Raw genomic sequence first — 16,530 nt, 5'->3', positions numbered from 1 at the left:
CGCGCGTTCGCATGGCCTTCGCGGCGCGCTTGGGCTACCTTTGTCCGTCCTTTTCCGCCATTTGCTGCCCATGACCGATCCCGTCAGCGCCACATCCGATGACTCCACCCTGGTGCGGATCCGTGGCCTGACCACGGTACTCAACGGCAAGGTCATCTTCGACGCGCTGGACATGGACATCCCGCGCGGCAAGATCACCTCGATCATGGGCCCCAGCGGCACCGGCAAGACGACCCTGCTCAAGCACATCACCGGCCAGATGCACGCCGACGCCGGCAGCATCCTGGTCAACGGCGAAAACGTGGCCGGCATGTCGCGCGAACAGCTGTACAAGATGCGCGAAGGGGTGGGTTACCTGTTCCAGAATTCGGCCCTGCTGACCGATTTCGACGTGTTCGAGAACGTGGCGTTTCCACTGCGCCAGCACACCCGCCTGCCGGAGGTTCTGGTCCGCAATCTGGTGCTGATGAAATTGCAGGCGGTGGGCCTGCGCGGCGCCGCCCGCCTGATGCCGAACGAGCTGTCCGGCGGCATGGCGCGGCGGGTCGCGCTGGCGCGCGCGATCGTGTTCGACCCCATGCTGATCCTCTACGACGAACCTTTCGTGGGGCTCGATCCGGTGGCGCTGAACCAGGTGCTGAAGCTGATCCTCACCCTCAATCGCACGCTCGGCATCACCAGCGTGCTGGTCTCGCACGAGCTGGCTGCAGTGGAGCAGATTGCCGATCACGTGATGCTGTTGTCCGGCGGCAAGGTGGTGGCGCAGGGTGATCCGAAGACCATCGCCAGCGATGGTTCGCCGTGGACCCGCCAGTTCTTCGGCGGCGAGGCGGACGGCCCGATACCGTTCCGCTATCCGGCGGGTGACTACGCCACCGAACTGGGCTTTGCCGGGGGCAAGCAATGAACCAGCACGCGCCGCACGGCAACAACGTGGTGACCCAGTCGCTGACCCAGATCGGCAACTGCGGCCTGTTCCTGCTGACCTTGCTGGCGGCGATTCCGCGCAGCTTCCGCTACGTGCGCGAGACGATCCGCCAGTTGTGGTTCGTCGGCGCGATGAGCCTGACCATCATCATGGTCTGCGGCCTGTTCGTCGGCATGGTGCTGATGCTGCAGCTGTACCACGTGCTGTCGATCTTCGGCGGCACCTCGGCCAGTGGCATGGTGGTGGCGCTGTCGGTGTATCGCGAACTGGGGCCGGTGGTGACCGCGTTGCTGTTCGCCGGCCGCGCCGGTACCGCGATCACCGCCGAGATCGGCCTGATGCGCGCCACCGACCAGATCTCCGCGATGGAGATGATGGCGGTGGACCCGATCGCCTACGTCGCCACCCCGCGCTTCCTGGCCGGGCTGATCGCGATGCCGTTGCTGTGCTGCGTGTTCTGCGCGATGGCGGTGTTCGGCGGGCATCTGGTCGGTGTCACCTGGCTGGGCATCGACAACGGCACGTTCTGGTCGAACATGACCGCGCAGGTCGACGTGCACACCGATATCGTCAATGGCGTGCTGCTGAAGAGCCTGGCGTTCGGAGCGGTGGTGTCGCTGATCGCGGTGTTCCAGGGCTTCACCACCGAGCCGACCAGCGAGGGCGTGGCCTACGCCACCACGCGTACCGTGGTGGCCTCCTCCATCGCGATCCTCGCGCTGGACTTCGTGCTCACCGCCTTCCTGATGTGACTGCCGCCATGACCAATAACGCAATTTCCCATCGTTCAACGAGTCATCTTTCATTGAGGATCGTGCCGTGAGCCAACCCAGAAGTTCCTACGCCGTCGGCACCGGTCTGTTCATCGTGCTGGGCTTTGCCGCGCTGGCCTACCTGGCCACCCAGACCAGTTCGGTGGCCAACGTCCATCAGGGCGACAGCTATGCGGTCCAGGCGCAGTTCACCAACATCGGCCAGCTGAAGGAACGGGCACCGGTGAAGATCGCCGGCGTGCGGGTGGGCCAGGTGCAGTCGATCACGCTGAAGGCCGATCACGACGTGGCCGACGTGACGCTGTCGATCGACAAGAGCTACAACCACATTCCGCAGGATTCGGTGGCGACGATCTTCACCAGCGGCCTGCTGGGCGACCAGTACGTGGGGATCGAATACGGCAGCGCGAAGCAGGCCGTGGCGGCCGGTGGCACGCTGGCGCGGACCAAGTCGACCGAGCCGCTGGAGGCGATGCTCGGCAAGTTCTTCGGCGCCGGCAACGTGGTCGACAACGTCGGTGGCAGCTATGCGGTGAAGGCGGACTTCACCAATGTCGGTTCCCTCTCGGTCGGCGCGCCGGTGAAGATGGCCGGTGTGGTGATCGGCAGCGTGCAGTCGGTGCATGCCGATCCGGTCAAGCTGAATGCACAGGTCGTGCTGGCGATCGACAAGCGCTACAACGCCATTCCCGACGATTCAGCCGCTGCGGTGTTCACCAGCGGTTTGATCGGCACCCAGTATGTTGCGATCCAGCCGGGCGGTTCCCCCGATGCGCTCAAGGACGGTGACGAGATGATCCTCACCCAGTCTGCGATGCAGTTGGAGGACCTTATCGGCAAGTTCCTGGTCAATGGTTCGCCCGGTGACAAGAAAGATGCCGGCAACGGCAGCAAATAGACCGCCATTCCCCTCGGCTCGACGAGCCGGTACCGCCTGAGGAGTTACCCATGTTGCGCAGACTGGCTGTTGCCACCGCGATCGCTTTCGGAGCCGTTGTCGCCGCCCCCGTGTTCGGCCAGGCGCCGGCGCCCGCCGCCGCGGACACCGTTCAGCCGGCCCCGGCGCAAGTCGTGCAAACCATCGCCGACCAGCTCGCTTCGGCGATCGACGGCCATCGCGACGAGCTGAAGAAGAACCAGGAAAAGCTGATCAGCGTCATCGATGAGGTTTTCCTGCCGCACTTCGACCTGGACTACGCCTCGATCCTGGTGCTCGGCCAGCACGCCCGCGAAGCCACTCCAAGCCAGCGTGAACGCTTCGCCAAGGCCTTCTACAACTCGATTACCCATCGCTATGCCGAAGGCCTGCTCAACTACACTCGTGGCCGGGTCAAGGTGCTGCCGTTCAAGGGCGACCTCAACGACAAGCGCACCGTGGTACGCACCCAGGTGGTGCTGGACGACGGCAAGCTGGTGTCGATCGACTACGCCTTCCGCAAGGGGCGCAATGGCGACTGGAAGGCCTACGACGTGATCATCGAAGGCATCTCCTATGTCACCAACTATCGCAACCAGGTGGATGCGGAAATCCGCAAGGTCGGCATCGACCAGTTGATCACCAACCTGGAGACCCAGGGCGAGAAGGCATTGGAGACGATGGCCAAGGACAACAAGGACAAGTCGTGACCGACGCCGGCACTTCACGATTTCAGCTGGACACCGCCGTGCCGGCGACCCTGGTGGTCGCTGGCGAGCTGAGTTTCGACACGGCGTCGGCGGCCCTGGAGGCAATCCAGTCGGCCCTCGGCGACACCCGCATCCAGCGCCTCGACCTGGCGCGGGTCAGCCGCGCCGACAGCGCCGGCCTGGCCTGCGTGCTGGCGGTGCTGGCGGGCGCTGGCAGGCGCGGACAGGTGCTGGAAGTCGTGCACATACCCTCGGGCATGCAGACACTCGCGCAGGTCTGCGAGGTCGATCAGTTGATCGCCTGAGAGTTTCGGAAGCGACAAAACCGACACCACAAAAAAAGGGCCCTTGCGGCCCTTTTTTTGTGGCCTGATCGGCGCGGGCCCGGACCCGTTCAGCCGATCATCCGTCGGCTCACTGCTTCTGGTTGGTATCGCCCGGATGCTTGTTTTCCCACTGATGCTGCTGGTCGAGCAATTCCTCGGGATCGAAATTCTTTTCGTCCAGGCCCTGCATCTGTTGAATGATCTCCAGTGGCGGATTGCCGTCATAGATCTTGTACAGCCGCTGCTGTCGATAGGCGTCGCGGATGAACACATAGGGATCGTAAGCGGACTGCAGGAAACCCTCCGCGTCGATCGCGCGCGAACGGATCGTCACCAGATACATCATCTGCGGCATGTATTGCAGGCCGTTGTAGTGATGGTTGTTCGCGAACAGGGTAAGCGGGTCGAAGAAATATCCGTCCACCGGGCGCTGCCAGATGTCGCGCACGGTGCTCGGGCCCAGGAACGGCAGCATCAGGTAATCGCCTTCCGGCGCGCCCCAGCGGGCCAGGGTGACGCCGAAGTCGTTGTCTTCCAGCGGCAGGCCGAGCTGGCTGGCAGGGTCGAAGAAGCCGCCGATGCCCAGGGTCAGGTTGACCAGGAACCGCCCGGTGCTCTGCAGTGCCTGCTTCGGGCGTGCCTGCAGCAGATCGTTGGCAACGGTGACCGGCATCCGGATGTTGGTGAAGAAGTCGCTGAAGGAGCGACGCACCGGCGGGTTGGTGACCTTGCGATAACCCAGTGCGACCGGACGGATCACCGCCTTGTCGAGCGCATCGTTGAATTTGTAGGCGCCGCGGTTGTACTTCTCCAGCGGATCGTCCGTGCGTGGCTTGGCGATCGTGCAGCCAGCCAGCAGGGCGATCGCCAGCACGGGCAACCAGCGGCCAAGCAGGGAAGAGCGAAGCGAGGAAGGCATCGGTGCAGGGGTTCGCGTCGGGGGACAGTTAAGTGTACTGTCTGGTTTTGTATCTTGCACGGCTTTCGGCATGCTTTCGTCCAGCGCGCACCGATCCGTGGCCAGCCCGCCATGATACGCGTCGTGTGCATTGCCAGCAAAGCACCTGCTCAACTACACTGATGAACCATATAAGTCACTATTTCCCTAAGGAATTCGCATGGCCCGTATTACCGTGGAAGACTGCCTCGAGGTAGTCGACAACCGTTTCGAGCTGGTATTGATGGCGACCAAGCGTGCACGCCAGCTGGAAAAGGGTGCCGAGCCAGCCGTCAATCCTGATCACGACAAGCCGACCGTGCTGGCGCTGCGCGAGATTGCCGCCCGCCGCATCGACCAGGCCACGATCGACCAGATCGACAAGGCCGAGCGCGAGCGCGCCGAGCGCGAAGCGCTGGAATGGGCTGCTGCAGAAGTCGACGACGACCTCTCCAAGGGTGGCGACGACTGATGGATGGCGGCTGCTGTAGCACATGCGCAGTTGGTGCCGGCGTTTTCGCCGCCGTCAACCGTGCACGTCCGGTAGCCGCAAGCCTCGCCTTGATCGTGCTCGCCCTGATCGAGACAGGCGCCTGAGCAGGCGCCGGCAATCATGACTGCGGCCACCCATACCGCCACGGTCGATCTGTCCGCGCTGCCTCCGTATGCGCTGGCCCTGAAGGAACGCATCAACTACCTGCCTGAAGCGCAGGTGGAGCGCGTGCTGCGTGCCTTCCAGATTGGCGCGCAGGCGCATGCCGGACAGGAGCGCAAGAGCGGCGAACCCTACATCACCCATCCGGTGGCGGTGGCGGGCATTCTGGCCGAACTGGGGCTGGATGCCGAGACGATCATCGCGGCGATCCTGCACGACACGCTGGAGGACACCGCGCTGAGCCGCGAGGACATCGCCGGCGAGTTCGGCGAGGTGGTGGCCGAGCTGGTCGACGGCGTCACCAAGCTGGACAAGATGCGTTTCGGCACCCGCCAGGAAGCCGATGCGGAAAGTTTCCGCAAGATGCTGCTGGCGATGGCGCGCGACATCCGCGTCATCCTGATCAAGCTTTCCGACCGCCTGCACAACATGCGCACGCTGGGTGCCAAGGACGGCTCCTCGCGTCGGCGCATTGCGCGCGAAACGCTGGAGATCTACGCGCCGATCGCGCAACGCCTCGGCATGAACAAGTTCAAGGCCGAGCTGCAGGACCTGGGCTTTCATGCGCTGTATCCGGATCGCTACCGGGTGATCAGCGAGCGCATCCGCGCGGCGCTGGGCAACCGGCGCGAGGCGATGGGCAAGATCGAGGCGGCGCTCACCGCGCGGCTGCAGGTCGACCACCTGCCGGCGCTGGTAGTGGGACGGATCAAGTCGCCGTGGAGCATCTATTCGAAGATGCATGACGAGCACAAGAGTTTCGCCCAGCTGATGGACGTCTATGGCTTTCGCGTGGTGGTCGACAGCGCGATGAGCTGCTACATGGCGCTCGGCATGGTGCATGCGCTGTACAAGCCGGTCGACAAGCGTTTCAAGGACTTCATCGCGATTCCCAAGGCGAATGGCTACCAGTCCCTGCATACGGTGCTGCTGGGTCCGTTCGGCGCGCCGATCGAGGTGCAGATCCGCACCGCCGAGATGGATTCGGTGGCCGAAAGCGGCGTTGCGGCGCATTGGGCCTACAAGACCGAGAGTGGTCCGGCCAACAGCGCGCAGGCGCGTGCGCGCGAATGGTTGTCCTCGCTGGCCGACAGCTCGGCCCATACCGTGTCGTCATCGGAGTTCATCGAGAACGTCAAGATCGACCTGTTCCCCGACGAGGTCTATTTGTTCACTCCGCGCGGTGACATCCTGTCGTTGCCGCGCAACGCCACCGCGCTTGATTTCGCCTACGCCGTGCATACCGACGTGGGCGACCACGCCGTGGCCGCGCGGGTCGACAAGCGGCTGTTGCCGCTGCGTACGCGACTGGAGTCGGGCCAACTGGTGGAGATCATCACCGCGCCGTCGGCGGTGCCCAATCCGGCCTGGCTGGAAGTGGTGGTGACCGGCAAGGCACGCGCGGCGATTCGCCAGTATCTGAAGCATCTGCAGCACGAAGACGCGGTCGACTTCGGTCACCGCATGCTCGATCGCGCGCTGGATGCGCAGGGCAGCAGCCTGGACGGCATTCCGCCGGCGGTGCTCGACCGCTTCCTGGAGACCTCCAAGCTGAAGCGGCTGGAAGAGTTGCTGTCCGATATCGCGCTGGGCAACCGGATGCCGGACCTGGTGGCCAGCCAGTTGCTTGCGTCGCGCGGGAAGAAGGCCGGCAAGCCGCAGCTGCCGGTGCACACGCAGGAAAAGATCCGCATCACCGGTGCCGAGCGCGGCGTGCTCAGCTTCGCCAATTGCTGCCATCCGTTGCCGGGCGACGACATCATCGGTTACCTGTCCTCGGGCAAGGGTATCGTGGTGCATCGCGAGGAATGCCCCAACGTGTTCGAATTGAGCAAGTCGCCCGAACGCCGCGTGGCGATCGAATGGGACCGCGACGTGCAGGGCGACTACCGGGCCGAGCTGCGCATCGAGGTGATCAATCGTCCCGGCGTGCTGGCGACGGTGGCCGCCGCGATCGCTGCGGCCGATTCGAATATCGAGAACGTGGAATACGTCGAACGTGACGCCGCGGCAGCCACGTTGCTGTTCGCCATGGAAGTGAAGAGTCGCAAGCATCTCGCCGACGTGATCCGTCGCGTGCGTCGCACCGGCGTGGTCAGCGGGGCGTATCGGTATCCCTTGTGATTCGGGATTGGGGATGGGGATTCGTTCGGGGCGTGGACGCGGTAATCTTCCCGAATCCCGAATCCCGAATCCCGAGGCCATCCATGTCCCGCAGCATCATTTCCACCGAGCAGGCGCCCGCCGCAATCGGCCCCTATTCGCAGGCCGTGCGTGCCGGCAATACCGTGTATTTCTCCGGCCAGATTCCGCTCGATCCGGCCACCGGTGCGCTGGTCGATGGTGACGTCACCGCGCAGACCCGCCGGGTATTCGACAATCTCGCCGCGGTGGCCGCCGCGGCAGGTGGCTCGCTGGCGCAGGTTGTCCGCGTCGGCATTTACGTCACCGACCTGGCGAACTTTGCCGCGGTGAACGCGGTAATGGCCGAATATTTCCAGCAGCCGTATCCGGCACGTTCCACCATCGAGGTGTCCGCCCTGCCGAAGGCGGCCCAGGTCGAAGTCGACGCGGTGATGGTGCTGCCGTGATCGGGATGGACTGACCGCACGCAGGGCCCGCGCCGACATCACCTATCGCCAACCGGCTTACGGTGGATGAGGATGCTCGGTTAGGCTTGCAGTTCATGGCCATGCGTCCCGCCCGTCCCGTTCCCGTTGCCGACACCGACCCCGGCCTTATGCCGGTCGGCAAGCTGGCGGGAGTCGGTCCGGCGCTGGCGGCATCGCTGGCCCGGCTGGGACTGGAGCGGGTGCAGGATCTGTGGTTCCACCTGCCGCTGCGTTACGAGGACAAGACCCGGGTGTCCCTGATTGGCGACCTGCGCCCCGGCGAGCGGGCCCAGGTCGAGGGTGTGGTCGAGGCGGTCGAGCGTGGCTTCCGTTACCGCCCGCAGTTGAAGGTGGCGATCGGCGACGACAGCCGGCAGACCCTGCTGCTGCGCTTTTTCCATTTCAATCGGGCCCAGGCCGAACAACTGCTGCCCGGCACGCGGCTGCTCTGCTATGGCGAAGTGCGCCACGGCGCGCAGGGGCTGGAGATGGTGCATCCGACCTACCAGCGCCTGAGCGGGGATGCGGTCGCTGCCGTCGACGACCTGCTCAGCCCGGTCTATCCGACCACCGAAGGGCTGGGAGCAAAGCGGCTGGCCGGTGTGATCGGCAAGGCGCTGGCGCTGCTGCCGCCCACGGCGCAACTGGAGCTGATCCCGCCTGCGCTGTGCGCGCAACATGGACTGACCTCGCTGCGCGATGCGCTGCTCTACGTGCACCGTCCACCACCGGACGCCCGACTGGACCAGCTCATGCTGGGCCGGCATCCGGCGCAACAGCGACTGGCGTTCGAGGAATTGCTGACCCAGCATCTGAGTCTGCGGCGCATGCGCGAGGCAGTGCGCCGACGGCGCGCGCCCAGGCTGGGTGGCGATGGCGAGTTGCGTCGGCGGTTGCTGGCCGGCCTGGCGTTCCGGCTGACCGCGGCGCAGCAGCGGGTCAGCGGCGAAGTGGCCAATGATCTGGCGCAGATCAGGCCGATGTTGCGCCTGGTGCAGGGCGACGTCGGCAGCGGCAAGACCGTGGTGGCGGCGCTGGCTGCACTGGCCGCGGTCGAGGCCGGTTATCAGGTGGCGCTGATGGCGCCGACCGAATTGCTGGCCGAGCAGCATCTGCACAATTTCCGGCACTGGTTGCAGCCACTCGATATCGAGGTCGAGTGGCTGGCCGGCAAGGTCACCGGCAAGGCACGCCAGCAGGCGCTGGCGCGCGTCGCTGGCGGGGCGCACGTGGTGATCGGCACGCACGCGTTGATGCAGGAGGGCGTGACATTCGCCAAGCTCGGTCTGGTGATCGTGGACGAACAGCATCGCTTCGGCGTGCAGCAGCGGTTGTCGCTGCGCGACAAGGGCAAGGATGGGCTGCTGGTTCCGCATCAACTGGTGCTGACCGCAACACCGATTCCGCGCACGCTGGCGATGAGTGCGTATGCCGACCTGGATGTCTCGTCCATCGATGAACTGCCGCCCGGTCGCACGCCGGTGCAGACCATCGCGATCTCCAACGCGCGCCGGCTCGAGGTCATCGAGCGCATCCGTGCCGCGTGCGGCGAAGGACGCCAGGTCTACTGGGTCTGCACGTTGATCGAAGAATCCGAGCAATTGCGTGCGCAGGCCGCGGAAGTGGCGCACGCGGAACTGACCGCGGCGCTGGGCGGTTTCCGTGTCGGCCTGATCCACGGCCGCATGAAGCCGAAGGAAAAGCAGCTGGTGATGGACGCGTTCAAGGCTGGCGAGCTGGCCGTGCTGGTGGCGACCACGGTGATCGAAGTGGGCGTGGACGTGCCGAACGCGAGCCTGATGGTGATCGAGAACAGCGAGCGGCTCGGACTGGCCCAGTTGCATCAATTGCGTGGCCGGGTTGGTCGCGGTGCGGTCGCCTCCAATTGCGTATTGCTCTATCAGCCGCCACTGGGCCAGTTGGCGCGCGAGCGGCTGCAGGTGATGCGCGACACCAGCGACGGCTTCCGCATCGCCGAGAAGGACCTGGAGCTGCGCGGCCCAGGCGAAGTGCTGGGCACCCGCCAGACCGGCCAGCTGAGCTTCCGCATCGCCGATCTCACCCGCGATGCGCACCTGCTGCCGGCCGTGCAGCAGGTGGGCGAACGGATGCTTGCGGAACACCCGCAGCAGACCGGCCAGCTGATCGAGCGCTGGATCGGCGGTGCGGCACGCTATGCGCATGCGTGAAGCGTGAAGCGGGGAACGGGAGCGCGATGGCGGGCGATTTTGCTTTTGTTCCCTGTTCCCCGTTCCCCATTCCCTTTAAGCTGACCCGTTTTCCCAGTCGACCAGCCCATGACCCGACCGCAACTCCTGATCGATACCGATCCTGGTGTCGATGATGCCCTCGCCATCCTGATGGCCTACGCCCACGCCGACATCGCCGGCCTCAGCATCGCCGCGGGCAACGTGGGCCTGGCTCACACCGTGCGCAATGCGCGCACCCTGGTCGACCTGGTCGGCGTGGCCACGCCGGTGTTCGCCGGCTGCGCCACGGCGCTGGTGCGCTCGCCGGAGGAAGATGCGGCGTTCGTGCATGGCGAGGACGGTTTCGGCGATGTCGGGTTTGCCGAGCCGGCGGCCGCGCTGTCCGCCGAATCAGCGGCCCTTGCCTTGCTGCGGCTGACCCGCGAGCGTCCCGGTGAGTTGACCCTGGTGGCGCTCGGCCCGCTGACCAACCTGGCGCTGGCGCTGCGGCTGGACCCGGGCTTGCCGCAGCGGGTGGCGCGGCTGGTGGTGATGGGCGGCGCGGTTACCGGGCATGGCAATACCGGCAAGGTGCCGGCGGAGTTCAATATCGGTTTCGATCCGGAAGCGGCGCATGTCGTGTTCGAGGCGTTTCCGGCGTTCGATCTGGTCGACTGGGAGGCGACCTTGCGGCACACCTTCGACAATGCCGAGTTCGACCAGTGGCTGGCGGCGGGCGACTCACGGGCGGATTTCTTCGGCAAGATCGTGGCCACCGCGCGGCGCTACAACGCCAAGCACGAACGCAACGGGCTGGTGGCAGCCGATGCGCTGGCGATGGCTGTCGCGCTCGACCCCTCGATCGTCACCCGTAGCGAAAGGCGGGCTGTGGCGGTGGAGCTGGATGGTCGCCTGACCCGCGGCGCCACTGTGGTCGACTGGGCGGCGCGGCTGGGTCGGCCGGCCAAGGCGAACATCGTGCTCGAGGTCGACCAGGCGCGCTTTGCCTCGATGGTGCGGCGCTCGCTCGGTGCGGCGGACTGAGCTTCCGGGATGGGGCGACTTGCATGGCCAAGCGCATCCCCGTTACAATGCCGCTCTTTTCACCACCGCTTTAGAGCCTGCCATGAAGCCTGATATCCATCCAAATTACATCCCGGTGGTGTTCCAGGACCTGTCGTCCGACTTCGCGTTCCTGACCAAGTCGACCATGTCCAGCAAGGAAACCGTCAAGTGGGAAGACGGCAACGAATACCCGCTGATCAAGGTGGATATCTCCAGCCATTCGCACCCGTTCTACACCGGCAAGCAGAAGACGCTTGACGTGGGCGGTCGCGTTGACAAGTTCCGTCGCCGCTACGCGGGCTCCGTCAAGGAGTAATCGACGGTTGCGGCGGGCGCCTGGCGCCAGTCCGCAGTTCGATCGACACACGCATTGATGACACGGGGCAGGCGCAGGCCTGCCCCGTGTCTTTTCGTGCCCGGCATTCGACCATTCGCCATCGAATGTCCCTGCGGCCTTGTGCGATAATGGCCGGTGAGCTGACGCCAAGGCGTTCGTTGCCTCGCGTGCTGTCCCCGGCATCCGAGGCCAGGCATTCCCTCACCGAGCGCGATCGCATCTGGCGATCGCCGTCGGTGGTGACCCACATGCAAGGAGGTTTCCGTGTCCGATCCAAAGATCGTCAAGTTGGTGGATGAGTCGAGCAATCGCAGCAGCGAACTGCCCCTGGTCAGCGGCACGCTGGGGCCGGCGTGCATCGACATCGCCACGCTGTACAAGGATACCGGCCACTTCACCTACGACCCGGGCTACGGCAGCACGGCCAGCACCAAGAGCGCGATCACCTATATCGATGGCGACAACGGCGTGCTGCTGTATCGCGGCTACCCGATCGAGCAGCTGGCCGAGCAGTCGAGCTTTCTGGAAGTTGCCTATCTGCTGCTGAATGGCGAACTGCCGAAGGCCGACGAATTCGCCAGGTTCGAGCACGACGTCTCGCATCACACGATGCTGCATGAGTCGCTGAAGAACTTCTTCCAGGGTTTCCACCACGACGCGCATCCGATGGCGATGCTGGCCGCCGCCGTCGCCTCGTTGTCGGCCTTCTATCACGACGATCTCAACGTCGACGATCCGGCCGACCGCAAGATGGCCGCGATCCGCCTGATCGCCAAGATGCCGACGATCGCGGCCGCCTGCTATCGCTACTCGATCGGCTGGCCGTTGCGCTATCCGCGCAACAACCTCGAGTACGTCGACCGCTTCCTGCACATGATGTTCGAGGTGCCGAGCGAGCCGCTGACGATGAACCCGGTGGCGGCCAAGGCGCTGGACCTGCTGTTCATCCTGCACGCCGACCATGAGCAGAATGCCTCCACGTCCACGGTGCGGTTGGTCGGTTCCACCGGTGCCAACCCGTATGCGTCGATCGCTGCGGGCATCACCGCGCTGTGGGGTCCGGCGCATGGCGGGGCCAACGAGGCGGTGCTCAAGCAGCTCGAGGAAATCGGCAGCCCGGACAACGTCGAGTCGGCGATCCTGCGCGCGAAGGACAAGAACGACAGTTTCCGCCTGATGGGCTTCGGTCATCGTGTCTACAAGAACTTCGATCCGCGCGCCAAGATCATTCGCGAGATGTGCCACAAGGTGCTGGCGGAACTGGGCGTCAAGGATCCACTGCTGGACGTGGCGATGAAGCTGGAAGAGGCGGCACTGAAGGACGAGTACTTCATCGAGCGCAAGCTGTACCCGAACGTCGATTTCTACTCTGGCATCATCTACAAGGCGCTGGGCATCCCGACCGAGATGTTCACCGTGATGTTCGCCATCGCGCGGACCGCGGGCTGGATCGCGCACTGGATCGAACAGCACGAAACCCCGGGATCGCGCATCGGCCGTCCGCGTCAGGTCTATACCGGCGCCGACGTGCGCGACTACGAGCCGACCACCAGGCGCTGATCGCCAGCCGCCGCTGACGCAAAAAAGCCCCGGCCATGGCCGGGGCTTTTTTGTCAGCGCCCATCTCAGCGCAGGGCAGCGCTCAGCTGCTGTTCGAATCTGTCGCCCGGATCTTCCAGCAGCGACTCCAGCTGGGCCAGCGAGGCGCGCCGCATCGGCCGGTCGTCGGCGCGGTCCAGCGGCGCCTGGCGCAGCGCATCGCGCGGCAGCACGGTGAGGTCGAACGGCAGCTCGTCGGCGGCAAACAGCAGGACCGGATATTCCGGCTGGTCGTCGCGGCTGTAGCGCAGTCGGCGCACCTGGGTGTCGAACGGCACGCCGTGCTCGCGCAGGTAGAGAGCCACGGCCTCCGGATCGTCGCTGTAGACGTGCAGGCAGACGGCCGAATGCGCATCCGCGGTGCCCTCCAGCACGGCGCCGACCAGACGTGGCTCGAAGGCGCCCAGGAAGCGCATCGCTTCGATCGCCGCCTCGCGTCGCTGCTGCAGCAACTGCGGCTGGCTGTCGGCGAGGAACAGTCGCTGGTGCTCGCGCAGCGCCTGTTCGATCTCTTGGTTGCGCGGCAGCGCCTGGGTATCGAGGATGCCGAGTCGCTCGGCCGCCTTCAGCTTGGCATGGTGGAAATCGCGGATGCCATGCTCGCTCATCAGTCGCGCCGCCTCCTGGGCGATGCGGACGCGATTCCGCTGCAGCCGGTCATGCGTATGGATGCGGTGGTGCTCGCCTCGGGACATGGTGCTCCCCATCGATCGGTAACCGGCCGCTTCCGTCAGCGCGGAAGCGGCGGTCGAGGTTTCAGAAGATGTCGTAGGCGTGTTGCTGGTCCTGTTCCTTCTGCTGGGCGGCCTGGCTGCGCAACCGGTCGACGTCTTCCACCTTGAACATCTCGCTCATGGCATCGGGATCGTCCGCGCCGGAGGGCAGGCCGCTGTGGCGGTTGATCACCACCGTACTGATTCCCGGCGGCATCGGCAACGTGGTGGATGGCAGGTCCTTCAGGGCGCTGCCCATGTAGGACATCCAGATCGGCAGGGCCGCCTTGGCGCCGAATTCGCCGCGACCGAGCGAGCTGTAGTCATCGAAACCCACCCAGACCGCGGTCGACAGCTCGCCATTGAAGCCGACAAACCAGGCGTCGCGATGGTCGTTGGTGGAACCGGTCTTGCCAGCCAGGTCATCGCGACCCATTGCGCGTGCGGCCGAACCGGTGCCGCGCAAAATCACGTCCTTCATCAACGAAACGATCAGGTAGTCGTTGCGCACCTCGATCACATGCGGTGCCAGCACCGGTGCATGCGCGCCCGCGCCGTGCGCGTCGGCCGGCAGCACTGCCTCGCCGACGCCGTCGACGCTGCTCGATTCCGCGGGACCGCCCGATGAGGCGCCGCTGCTGACCAGGTTGTTGGCTGGCGTGGGGTTCATGTTGGCCGGTGGCGCGCCCGGCGGGTTGGTGTCAAGCAGGCGTTCCTGGCAGTTGCGGCAGGCGCGGGCCGGGTTGGCCACGTAGACCGGCGTGCCATTCCGATCGTCGATCTCGTGGATGAAATAGGGCGTGACCAGATAGCCGCCGTTGGCGAACACGGCATAGCCGCGCGCCATGCTCATCGGCGAGACCGATGCGGTGCCCAGTGCCATCGACAGGTTGGCCGGGATGGCGTCCTGCGAAAAACCGAAGCGGGTGGCGTACTCGCGCATGAAGCGCACGCCGATCGCGTCGAGCAGGCGCACCGATACCAGATTCTTCGATTGCACCAGCGCTTCGCGCAGGCGCATCGGGCCGGCGAACTTGCCGTCGTCGTTGGACGGGGTCCAGATGCCATTCGGTCGCGACGGATCGGGCAGCGCCAACGGTGCGTCATTGATGATCGAGGCTGGGGTGAAGCCGCGCTCGAAGGATGCCGAATACAGGTAAGGCTTGAAACTCGAACCCGGCTGGCGTGCGGCCATGACGGCACGATTGAACTTGCTGCGCACGAAACTGAAGCCGCCGACCAGGGCCTGGATCGAGCCATCCTCCGGGTTAACCGAGGTCAGTGCCGCCTGTGCCGCGGGGATTTGCGTCAGCTGCCATTCGCCCTTGTCGTCTCGTGCCAGGCGGACGATGTCGCCGCGCTTGAGCACGGTGTCGACACGCGTTGGCGCCGCTCCGACGCGATCGTCGTTGATGTGCGGACGGGCCCAGGCCAAGGCGGCAAGGTCGAGGATCGCGCTTTCGTGGCTGGACAGGTAGACCGTCGCCTGCTTCGCGTCACTGGCGGTGACGATGCCTGGCTGCATGCCGGAGATGCTGCTGTAGCTGGCCAGCAGGTTGTCGAAATCCGTCTCGCCGGCAGTGGCGGGCAGGTCCTGGTGGGCTTCGGGGCCGCGCCAGCCGTGTCGGCGATCGTAGGCAATCAGCCCCTCGCGTACCGATTCCACCGCCGCCTGCTGGCGTGAGCTTTGCAGCGTGGTCTTCACCACATAGCCTTCAGTCAGCGCATCGTTGCCAAAGCGATCGAGCACCTGCCGGCGCACCATTTCCGCCAGATACGGCGCGTCCACCTCGATCGGCTGCTCGTGCGGGTAAGCATGATTCGGCTCGGCGATCGCCTGCTCGTACACCGGTTTGGTGATGTAGCCGTGGCGCAGCATCTCGCCCAGCACCCAGTTGCGTCGGGCAATGGCGCGTGGCTGTCCGTTGATCGGATTGACCACCGAGGGCAACTGGAAGGTCGAGGCGATCTGCGCGCACTCGGCCACGGTCAGCTGGTCCAGGGTCTTGCCGTAGTAGTACTCCGCCGCCGCCGCCACGCCGTAGGAGCGGTGGCCCAGGAACATCTTGTTGAGGTACAGCTCGAGGATCTGGTCCTTGCTCAGCTCATGCTCGATGCGCAGCGCGATGAAGATCTCGGTGAGCTTGCGCGAATAGAGCTTTTCGGGGCTCAGGAAGAAGTTGCGCGCGACCTGCTGGGTGATGGTCGAGCCGCCCGGGCCCTTGTCGCCACCGGTCACCACGACATGCCAGCCGGCGCGAGCGATACCGTGCCAGTCCACGCCAGGATGATGGTAGAAGTCCGCATCCTCGGCCGAGAGCACGGCATGCTTGAGCCGCTCCGGAACCTTCTCGATGTCGACCGGGATGCGTCGCGTCTCGCCGAAGCTCGCGATCAGCTTGCCATCGGCGCTGACCACCCGCAGTGGCACCTGCATGGGGTAGTTCTTCAACTCGGCCACCGAGGGCAGCCGGGGAGAGATCAGCCAATACGCCACACCAACTGCGATAACTGTCAGGAGCAAACCGGAAAAGGCCAGGAGCAAGGCCCAGCGCAACAAGCGTTTGAAAATTTGCATGGTGTGGAGATAGCGAGACCTGAGTCAAAACATGGCAGAGTATAGATGTAGCAGTATTCATCGCATGAGGCGTGGTTTGCCAAAGCTCGAAGCCATTCGCCAAAGCAAGGGTCGGGCCAAGAAGGGGTTTGGCTTAAATGTGGTGCGGATCACGCCAATTACATGAGAAAGTTTCCGTAGACCGTTGCCATT

Annotated in this window: 15 protein-coding genes; 12 read left to right on the top strand and 3 right to left on the bottom strand. The window is 65.0% G+C overall.

The window, feature by feature from the left end:
* The first annotated feature begins 70 nt into the window (after positions 1 to 70).
* From ACQGNJ_RS15840 to ACQGNJ_RS15820, 5 genes are all read left to right on the top strand, one after another.
* A complete protein-coding gene (locus tag ACQGNJ_RS15840; protein ID WP_426690213.1) occupies positions 71 to 907 on the top strand; it encodes an ABC transporter ATP-binding protein in 837 nt (278 codons plus the stop codon).
* Positions 904 to 1,680 (top strand): lipid asymmetry maintenance ABC transporter permease subunit MlaE, encoded by a 777-nt coding sequence (gene mlaE, locus ACQGNJ_RS15835; protein ID WP_426690212.1) that lies wholly within the window; start codon positions 904 to 906, stop codon positions 1,678 to 1,680. Before ACQGNJ_RS15840 ends, mlaE begins: the two co-directional genes overlap by 4 nt.
* Positions 1,681 to 1,747: 67 nt before the next feature.
* Positions 1,748 to 2,599 (top strand): outer membrane lipid asymmetry maintenance protein MlaD, encoded by an 852-nt coding sequence (mlaD, locus tag ACQGNJ_RS15830; protein ID WP_426690211.1) that lies wholly within the window; start codon positions 1,748 to 1,750, stop codon positions 2,597 to 2,599.
* Positions 2,600 to 2,649: 50 nt separating this feature from the next.
* Positions 2,650 to 3,327 carry an MlaC/ttg2D family ABC transporter substrate-binding protein gene (locus tag ACQGNJ_RS15825; protein ID WP_426690210.1) on the top strand — a complete coding sequence of 226 codons (678 nt, stop codon included), beginning with the start codon at positions 2,650 to 2,652 and terminating at the stop codon, positions 3,325 to 3,327.
* Complete coding sequence (locus ACQGNJ_RS15820; RefSeq protein ID WP_426690209.1) at positions 3,324 to 3,632, top strand: STAS domain-containing protein; 309 nt, start codon at positions 3,324 to 3,326, stop codon at positions 3,630 to 3,632. The genes ACQGNJ_RS15825 and ACQGNJ_RS15820 overlap by 4 nt, the downstream gene beginning before the upstream one ends.
* A gap of 109 nt (positions 3,633 to 3,741) precedes the next feature.
* Here the strand turns inward: ACQGNJ_RS15820 and ACQGNJ_RS15815 are convergent, their stop codons facing one another.
* Positions 3,742 to 4,572 (bottom strand): MlaA family lipoprotein, encoded by an 831-nt coding sequence (locus ACQGNJ_RS15815; protein WP_426690208.1) that lies wholly within the window; start codon positions 4,570 to 4,572, stop codon positions 3,742 to 3,744.
* Between the two features lie 199 nt (positions 4,573 to 4,771).
* Here ACQGNJ_RS15815 and rpoZ point away from each other — a divergent pair, with 199 nt between their 5' ends.
* The 7 genes from rpoZ to ACQGNJ_RS15780 all read left to right on the top strand — a co-directional run bounded on the left by rpoZ (position 4,772) and on the right by ACQGNJ_RS15780 (position 13,008).
* Positions 4,772 to 5,062, top strand: coding sequence for a DNA-directed RNA polymerase subunit omega (rpoZ, locus tag ACQGNJ_RS15810; protein WP_007509529.1), 291 nt, complete (start codon positions 4,772 to 4,774; stop codon positions 5,060 to 5,062).
* 141 nt (positions 5,063 to 5,203) lie between these two features.
* Positions 5,204 to 7,369 (top strand): RelA/SpoT family protein, encoded by a 2,166-nt coding sequence (locus tag ACQGNJ_RS15805; RefSeq protein ID WP_426690207.1) that lies wholly within the window; start codon positions 5,204 to 5,206, stop codon positions 7,367 to 7,369.
* 83 nt (positions 7,370 to 7,452) lie between these two features.
* Entirely contained in the window at positions 7,453 to 7,836 is a 384-nt protein-coding gene (locus tag ACQGNJ_RS15800) for a Rid family detoxifying hydrolase (RefSeq protein ID WP_426690206.1), read from the top strand.
* Positions 7,837 to 7,937: 101 nt separating this feature from the next.
* A complete protein-coding gene (gene recG, locus ACQGNJ_RS15795) occupies positions 7,938 to 10,046 on the top strand; it encodes an ATP-dependent DNA helicase RecG (RefSeq protein WP_426690668.1) in 2,109 nt (702 codons plus the stop codon).
* 108 nt (positions 10,047 to 10,154) lie between these two features.
* Positions 10,155 to 11,090: a nucleoside hydrolase gene (locus tag ACQGNJ_RS15790; protein ID WP_426690205.1), complete on the top strand. Its 936-nt coding sequence runs from the start codon at positions 10,155 to 10,157 to the stop codon at positions 11,088 to 11,090.
* Positions 11,091 to 11,172: 82 nt separating this feature from the next.
* Positions 11,173 to 11,427, top strand: coding sequence for a type B 50S ribosomal protein L31 (locus tag ACQGNJ_RS15785; RefSeq protein ID WP_426690204.1), 255 nt, complete (start codon positions 11,173 to 11,175; stop codon positions 11,425 to 11,427).
* 285 nt (positions 11,428 to 11,712) lie between these two features.
* Positions 11,713 to 13,008, top strand: coding sequence for a citrate synthase (locus ACQGNJ_RS15780; protein ID WP_426690203.1), 1,296 nt, complete (start codon positions 11,713 to 11,715; stop codon positions 13,006 to 13,008).
* Between the two features lie 65 nt (positions 13,009 to 13,073).
* Here ACQGNJ_RS15780 and ACQGNJ_RS15775 read toward each other — a convergent pair whose 3' ends face one another.
* Both ACQGNJ_RS15775 and ACQGNJ_RS15770 read right to left on the bottom strand, forming a co-directional pair.
* On the bottom strand, positions 13,074 to 13,742 hold the full coding sequence (locus ACQGNJ_RS15775; RefSeq protein ID WP_426690202.1) for a hypothetical protein: 669 nt from the start codon (positions 13,740 to 13,742) through the stop codon (positions 13,074 to 13,076).
* 61 nt (positions 13,743 to 13,803) lie between these two features.
* The gene (locus tag ACQGNJ_RS15770) at positions 13,804 to 16,338 is read right to left on the bottom strand and encodes a penicillin-binding protein 1A (RefSeq protein ID WP_426690201.1); all 2,535 of its coding nucleotides are present in this window, start codon (positions 16,336 to 16,338) and stop codon (positions 13,804 to 13,806) included.
* Positions 16,339 to 16,530 lie beyond the last annotated feature (192 nt).

The organism is Rhodanobacter ginsengiterrae, from assembly GCF_050026815.1.
GTDB classification, from domain to species: domain Bacteria; phylum Pseudomonadota; class Gammaproteobacteria; order Xanthomonadales; family Rhodanobacteraceae; genus Rhodanobacter; species Rhodanobacter ginsengiterrae.
Note: the sequence above shows the minus strand (reverse complement) of the source record. Positions and strands in the feature narration are given on the sequence as shown.